This window comes from Candidatus Poribacteria bacterium, assembly GCA_016866785.1.
Classification (GTDB): domain Bacteria; phylum Poribacteria; class WGA-4E.
The window spans coordinates 1-7,688 of record VGLH01000162.1; the positions used below are offsets into that span (position 1 = coordinate 1).

Sequence of the window (7,688 nt, forward strand, 5' to 3'; positions counted from 1 at the left end):
GTGCCAGAGCCTATTGAGCTTGCTTCTCAGCCGGCACGAACTCGCCGTCTTTGACGACCGTGACATACGCTGGCTTGAGACAGTCCCCGTTCTCGTCGAAGTACGTCGGACCCGTGACCCCCTGGTACGCGGTCTCGGCGGAGGTCGTCGCGGCGAACTCGTCGCGGATGGCTTGGCGGTTGGCGCCGACCTTGGTGATCGCCGCGACGGTCTGCTTGACAGCGTCGTAGGTGAGCGCCGCCCAAGTATCGGGAACCTGCTTGAACTTCGCCTCGAACGCCACGCGGAACGCTTGCGCGGCAGGTCCGCCGATGTCGGGATGCACGATGAAGGGCGTCGTGATGTAGGTTCCCTCGGCCGCCTCGCCGGCGATGTCGATGTAGCCCTGGGAGCTCACGCCGTCCGCCGCCAGGAACGGAACGTTCACGCCCTTCTCCCGCGTCTGCTTCACGATGGACGCAGCCTCGTTGTAGAGACCAGCAATGAAGACGGCGTCCGGCTTCAGTGCCGCGAACTTGTCGATGGCGGACGAGAAGTCGAGAGTCTGCTCGCGTTGATACGCTTCCGGTGTCCCGACAATCTCCAACCCGACCGCCTCTGCCTCCTTCATGAAGGCGTTCTTGAGCCCACTGCCGTAGTCGTCGTTGTCAAAGAATACCGCGATTCTGCTCAAGTTCAGAACTCTCTTCGCGTAGCTGGCGAGGAACGTGCCCTGGTAGTCGTCGTGGTAGAGGTTTCGGAACGTCCACTCACTGCCCTTCGTGACGTCGACGTTCGTTGATCCGGGCGAGAACTCCACGACCTTCGCGCGCTGGTAGATGGGCTTGCCCGCCATGGAACAGATCGAGTTGAAGTGACCAACCACGGCGACGATGGAGGGATCATTGGAGAACTTCGTGGCGACTGCCACCGCCTGGTCCTCGCGCGCCTGGTCATCGCCGAAGACGAGCTCGAGCTGCTTGCCCTGGATCCCGCCAGCCGCGTTGATCTCCTCCTGCGCCAGTTCTGCCCCCATTCGGATGAGCGCACCGTACGTCGCGCCGCTACCCGTCAGTGGCGCCGCTACGCCGATTCGGATGGTCGAAGTCGTATCCTTCCTGCCGCAGCTTGTCGATGCCAACAACGCGCACATGAGTACCGTCGCGATGCCTACGATCCGGCGTGCTTTCATCGGTCCGGAGCCTTCCGCTTCACGAAGCTCGCGTGGGTCTACGAGTAGCCGATCACCTTCGGGATGAATCGCTCGGTGTATAAGTCTAGCGCAAATCGGTCGGTCATGCCTGCGACGTAGTCACAGGCAGCGCGGTGAGCGCCCTGGGCTTCGGCGATGTCCGCGTAGAACGGAGGAAGGTCGGCAGGATTGGCGACGTAGTATTCCATCAGCGCTTCGAGGATGCCCATCGCCTTCCGCACTTCCGCCAGCAGCGATTCCGCCGGATAGACGCGTTCGTACATGAACCCTTTGAGCGCTTCGGAAGCCGCGAGCACATCCGAGCTCATCGTGACGGTGCCTCGTCCCTGACTCGCAATGATGACGCTCGTGACCATCGTGCCGATGCGCTCGCCACGGCTTGATCCGAGCACACGAAGAGGTTCCGCTGGCAGGTCTTTGGAGTCTAGCACCTCGGCTCGGAGGGCATCCTCGATATCGTGGTTCAGATAGGCGATGACGTCCGCATAGCGCACGACAACGCCTTCGCAGCTCCGCGTAGCCGCGCCGCTCGGCGCGATAGGGCCCTTGCCCTTCGAGTGCGCGCTGATGCCGTCGCGAGTCTCATACGTCAGGTTGAGCCCGGTGCCCTCGTTCTCGAGGAAGTCCACAACCCGCAGTGACTGCTCGTCGTGACGAAATCCGTCGGGATGATATCTGGCGAGAACACCTTCGCCCGCGTGTCCGAACGGCGTGTGACCCAGATCGTGGCTCAGCGCAATCGCCTCGGTCAGGTCTTCGTTGAGCCTCAGCCCGCGCGCGATGGTACGGGCGATCTGAGACACCTCCAGCGTGTGCGTCAATCGGGTGCGATAGTGATCACCGAGCGGCGCGAGAAAGACCTGGGTCTTGCCCTTGAGCCTGCGAAACGCCTTGGAATGGAGAATGCGATCGCGGTCCCGCTGGAACTCGGTCCGGACGTCGCACGGATCGATTGGGTGAGCCCGCCCGCGTGATTCGCGGCTGCGCAGCGCATACGGCGAGAGGAAGGCGTCCTCCAGGTCCTCGGACTGCTCACGCACGGTCTTGTCCGCCACCTCGTCCCCCAATATCCGCCGTTACGACCGGATGTAGACCGCCTCTCGAACGTGCAGGCCGTTCTCAAGCATCGACACGGTCGCGAATGCCAGATCGGCACGCGAGACACTCGACATGAGCCCGACCCGGACGTCGGATCCAATCCGGGCATTGCCCGTTGCGAGTCCGTCCGTCAGTCGTGGAGGTTTGATGACCGTCCACTCTAGCTCGCTCTCTGTCACAGCCTGCTCTTGCCGTCGGCGGTCGTTCACCAGATTGGGGTAGCGTCGCTCGAACATCGCCGCCATACGGCGCATCGGAGCCGAGACCTTGGGAGACGGACCGCTCGCCATGGCTCCCGTCACGCAGACGAGGCGTCGTGCTCCCACGTCGACCATCGCACGGATGATGCGCTGGGTCAGCGATCCGCAGAAATGCTCCGTGAACGGAGGGTGGGGACCGAAGGCGCACACGACGCCTGACGTATCGGTCAGCAGATCGCCGATGGTTTCGTCATTGTCGAGGTTCCGCTGCTCAACGCGAACCAAGGGATCGAACGGCGCGGCCGGTCGCGCGACGCGCACGACGGCGACTGTGTCCATGCCGCGAGCCACCACGGTTTCGGCGACCCGGCGTCCAGTACGCCCGCTCGCCCCGAAGATGACGACGCGCATGCTTGGGCTCCAGCACCGTACGGTCCATGGCGAAAGACTCGGCGCTTCAGCATAGACCTCCGCTCGCGCATGTCAACTTCCCCGATCAGCACGGACTCTGGAAAGAGAAAGGGGCGCGACTTGCGCGCCCCTCCTCGATTCGATGTTGCGTTCGACTAGCGAACGAGGAACTTGACCGTGCGTCGTTCGACACGATCTCCCGCGCGAACCTGCACGACGCCGATGTGCATGCCGGTCGCCAGCCGCTCGCCCAGGGCGTTGCGACCGCTCAGCGGCACGCTGACGCGCGTCATACCTGCCGCCGCCGGAACGTCCTGCCGCTCGGAACCGAGCAGTTGCCCATCGACCGTGAAGAACATCACCTCGACGGTCGCTGCCTGAGCGACGAAGAACTCGATTCTGCCTTCGTCACCAGTCGGCACGCCCTGTCCGAGGATGCGCGGTGCGCTCATCAGCGCGGCTTCCGCCACCGAGAACGACCACCGAGTCACGGTTTCCAGCCCAGCGTTGTCGCGGACGCGACCCTCGACGATGTAGACGCCCGGCTTCAATCCGCTCCGATCGCTCGGAGTGAACCACACCTCGGTCGGGGTCACCATCGACATGAGCGGCGCCTGCGGCGCTGACAGAACGCCGCCGCCGCTCGCCGGAGCGACCTGCAGGGTTCCCGGAACCTCTCGTCCGTTTCGCCGCACCGAGACCTGGATCGCCGACGAGTCGACGCCCGAGAAATCATCCGCGAATCGGAACCCGATGCGAGGCTGCAGACCCAACTGAGTTCCGTCCTGCGGATAGGTCTCGGCGACCCACGGAGCCGCCTCGTAGCGGAACGTCCACGACTGCGTCGTCACGTTCCCAGCGACGTCGGCGACCTCGACGCGCACCCGATGATCTCCGAGCTTGAGCTCGGTCTCAGGCACGAACGTCACGACCTTGCCGTCCTGGATGGACGGACGGACGCGTTGATCGTCCACGAAGAGCTTGAGGCTCAGCAGGTCGAGTGCCGATCCCTGATCGGACAGCTCGGCGAGGATCTTCGGACGACTGAGCTCGATGGCGCTGTCCGGCGTGGGCAACTGGCGCGTCACGACCGGCGCGACCGTATCGCGGAGGATCGAGAATCCCCAGCGCGCTTCGGTCGCATTGCCGGCGAGGTCCGTCAGGCGAGCGACGACCTGGTAGTCGCCGTCGCGCAGGGCGTTCGGCACACGCAGCGTCACGAAGTTGCCCGCCACCTTGGAGCCGTCGACCGATCCGATGGACGCGTTGTTCAGGAAGAACTCCGCCTGCTTCAGACCGGAGTCTTCGGCGAACAGCACGTTCAGGTCCGGACGCCCGACGACGAGCTTGCTCTTGTCCGCAGGCAACTGCAACAACACGCGCGGCGCAACCGAGTCGACGTTGAGCTTCCACTGGAGCCCGGCGCGATTGCCGTCCAGGTCCGTCAGCGTCACCTCGACAGTGTGTGCTCCGACCGGCGATAGCACGCCAGACGGAATCTGGAACGACACGGGCCACGGGTCCACCTTCGGGTTCGCGACCGTGCCGATGTTCACGTTCGCCGCGACCGGTTTGCCATCCACCAGCACGGTGACCGCGCTGATGCCTCCGGTCTCCGAGGCGTCGAGCCGTACCGTGGGAGTCGTGCTGTTGATGAGCCCCGTCGGGCTGAACGACAGCACATTCGGCGCGCTGGCATCCGGGAACCGGACGCGCAGGACGTACTCCCACGCCGCCTGGTTGCCCGCCGCGTCTTGCAGCAACGCCTTCAAGGTGTACGTGCCCTCATCCGGCAAAACGCCAGCCGACAGCGGCAGCACAGCGCGCGATGGCAGCGCTTCGTCGGGAGGCAGCAGCGACAAGCCGGCGAGCTGACCAGCCGTCAGCGGCTTGTCGTTGATCGTGAGCTGGAGACTCGCCAGCGCATCGGGCTCCGACAGTCGAAGCTCGATGGTCGGTGTCAGCGAGCGCACGAGCCCATCCGATCCGGGCGCGACCTGACCATTGAGCAGCACGTTGAGCACTCGCGGCGCTTCGGCATCGCCCAGGACGATGTTGAATGTCCACGCCTGCGTCGCCGGGTTGCCGGCGGCGTCCTCGATGGTCATCGCGACATCGACCTTGCCCGCCGACCGCAGCAGCCCCTGAGGAACCGACACGGTCACCAAGCCGCTCTCCACGACCGGAGACACGGTGGTGAGGTCCACCTTCTGCCCGTTGATCGACAGGCTCGCTACGCGGATCGGCTCGCTGCGCGCTTCTTCGTAAGCAATGAGCAGATCGGGCGTCAGCGTGTCCGTGACGCCATCCGGCAGGAACCCGAGGATCGTCGGCGGGATCCGATCGACGAGCGTGATCGTCACCGTCGAGGACCCGCTTCCCACGTTGCCGATTGCATCGGCAAGCGCGAACCGGAACTCGTGTGCGCCCTCGACGAGCAGCACGCCTTCGGGAACCTTGAGCGCGATGCCGTCAGCCGTCGCCTTGGGCGACAAGCTCGCGACCGGCACCGAGGCTCCGTCGACGGTGGCGCGGATCAACGTCACCGGCTTGCTCGCGGCTTCGGTGATGACGAGCGCCAGGTCCGGCGTCAGCGTCGCGATGTCCGCAACCGTGACGCGCTCGAGCTTCGGGGCGACCGTGTCGCTGATCGCGGCGATGACTGACCACGACAGCGTTCCGGCGTTGCCAATGCTGTCGGTGAATCGCGCCTCGATCGTGTGCTTACCGCCGCTCGCCATCGCCTTCTCCGCCGTCCAATACTCGAGCGGGAAGGTGACGGCAGCGCGGGTCGCGGACTTCCCGTCGACGTCCACCTGCGAGATCATGGGAGCCATCGGGAGTTCGGCGCCGTCTACGAGGAATCGCACGCTCCCAACCGACGACTTTTCGTCACGAAGGACGATCTCAATCGTCGGGAGCAGCGTCTTGATCGTGTCCGCCTCAGCGTTCGGGTAGCCCGGCTTCGCCGAGAGAACGACCGGAGGCTGCGAGTCGGGCAGCTTCACCTCGACACTGGTGGACGCGCGCCCGATGTTCCCAAACAGATCCTCGACGAGGATCGCCAGCTCGAACGTCTTGCCGTCGGACAACGTGCCCGCAGGCAGCGTGAACGAGACCAGATGCATCTTGGAGCTGGTCGGTGACGGCGTGACCGTCGGGGTTCCCGTGATGGCGCGATCCGTCCCGTTCTCGACCACGACGAATCGCACGCCGCGCAACTCGGAATCATCGGTGACCGTCGCTGTCAGCGTGGGCAGCAAGGTCTCGATGACCGTTCCAGATGCGGGCTTCAGGTCCGCGATGGTCGGAAGCACCGTGTCGCGAGTCAGATCGACCAACTGGTAGACCCCGCTCGACGGGATGGCTGCGGTCACGACCCCAGCCGCCGCATCGACAACCGTCGTCAGGCTGCGCCACTGGCTTTCAGCCGCAGACCATTGGTACACGGTCGGCAGGTGCTCCGCCGTCAGCAACTCCGGCAGGACGGGGATGATCAGCGTCGCTGGGGACAGGAACCCGCCATTCGGGTTCTGCGACCCAACCAGAGCGCCGGAGGACAGGCGCGCATTGATCGCGAATGCCCCCTCCACCACTGGCGTCGAGTTGACCGTCAATGCCGGCAGGGCAGCCAAGTCCGCAGGCTCGATAGCGACGAGGGCCCGGAGCGTGCGGTTCGTGAAGAGCGCATCTGCCGGGACGCGCACCGTCACTCGCGATCCGTCGAGACGCGCGTAGCGCGCGTCCCCGCCAATCGCGCTGAGGACGGTCACGTTCTGGCTGCGCGACACGATGCTCTTCGCTTCGTTGCCGGCACTGTCCACGCCGGTCAGCGCGTAGGTGTAGGTCACGCCTTCAGTGACGCGGTCCACGTAGCTCGCCGCCTGCGACAACGGCACCGACGCAATCGGCGTGAGCGCGGACGCATCACGGATCGGCGCGCCGCCTTCCGTCCTGTAGACTCGGACGGACGCGATGTCGCGAGCCGAGTCGCCCTCCCACCGCAGTTGAACCTGTCCGGCGACCAGCGATGGCAACGCAGTGAACGCGCCCGGGGCGATCGACGGCGGCGTCGTGTCGAGCACGACCTTCCACTCGGAGCCGGAGCCGATGTTGCCGGCAGCGTCCGTCGCGACGAGCTGTAGCAGGTTCTGACCTTCTACCAGCGTCACGGTCGTGTTCACCTGCGGCGCAACGGGCGTCACCGCGACCGGTGAGCCGTTCACGATGAGCTCGATCTTCGCGGGCGGCAGCCCCGTGTTGTCGGAGACGGTGCCGACCAGCGCCAGCTCAGGCTTGGACGTGATCGCCGGCAGCGGCTGCAGGATACCGGGCGTCGATGGACTGACGACACGCAGGCGCACCGTCGGCGCGACCGTGTCGAGCGACAACGACAGCGTATCCGAGCGGTCGGACACGTTGCCGGCGCTGTCCTGAGCGCGCGCGATGATCGTGTTCACGCCCTCGCGCAGAGGAACGTTCGTGAACGCGAACCGACCCGTGCCGCTGCTGATCGACGCGGTGTCGATCAGCGACACGCCCGCCGGAACGCCGTTCACGGTCAGATCGACCGTCACCGATCCGGAGCCAACGATGCCGCTGACAGCTCCGGCGAGACGCGCCGACTTCGTGTTCGTGTACTCGGAGACCGCGTCGAACACGGGCTTGCTCGGGGGATCCGTGACGATGGTGAAGCGCCATTCGAGGAAGGTCACGTTGCCTTCCTTGTCGGACGCCTGCACCGCGAATACGTTCTCGCCCACACCCAACAGACCGCCGGCAGCGAG

The 7,688-nt window shown here is 65.3% G+C and carries 4 protein-coding genes; all 4 read right to left on the minus strand.

All coding sequences use genetic code 11. From position 1 onward, the window contains the following. Window positions 1-10 precede the first annotated feature (10 nt). Window positions 11-1,171 (minus strand): branched-chain amino acid ABC transporter substrate-binding protein, encoded by a 1,161-nt coding sequence (locus FJZ36_16985; protein ID MBM3216594.1) that lies wholly within the window; start codon window positions 1,169-1,171, stop codon window positions 11-13. Between the two features lie 38 nt (window positions 1,172-1,209). Beyond that, window positions 1,210-2,247: a deoxyguanosinetriphosphate triphosphohydrolase gene (locus tag FJZ36_16990; protein ID MBM3216595.1), complete on the minus strand. Its 1,038-nt coding sequence runs from the start codon at window positions 2,245-2,247 to the stop codon at window positions 1,210-1,212. Between the two features lie 21 nt (window positions 2,248-2,268). After that, window positions 2,269-2,901, minus strand: a complete 633-nt coding sequence (locus FJZ36_16995; protein MBM3216596.1) for a hypothetical protein — start codon at window positions 2,899-2,901, stop codon at window positions 2,269-2,271. A gap of 155 nt (window positions 2,902-3,056) precedes the next feature. Continuing rightward, on the minus strand, window positions 3,057-7,688 hold a 4,632-nt coding region (locus FJZ36_17000), incomplete at its 5' end, for a hypothetical protein (protein MBM3216597.1).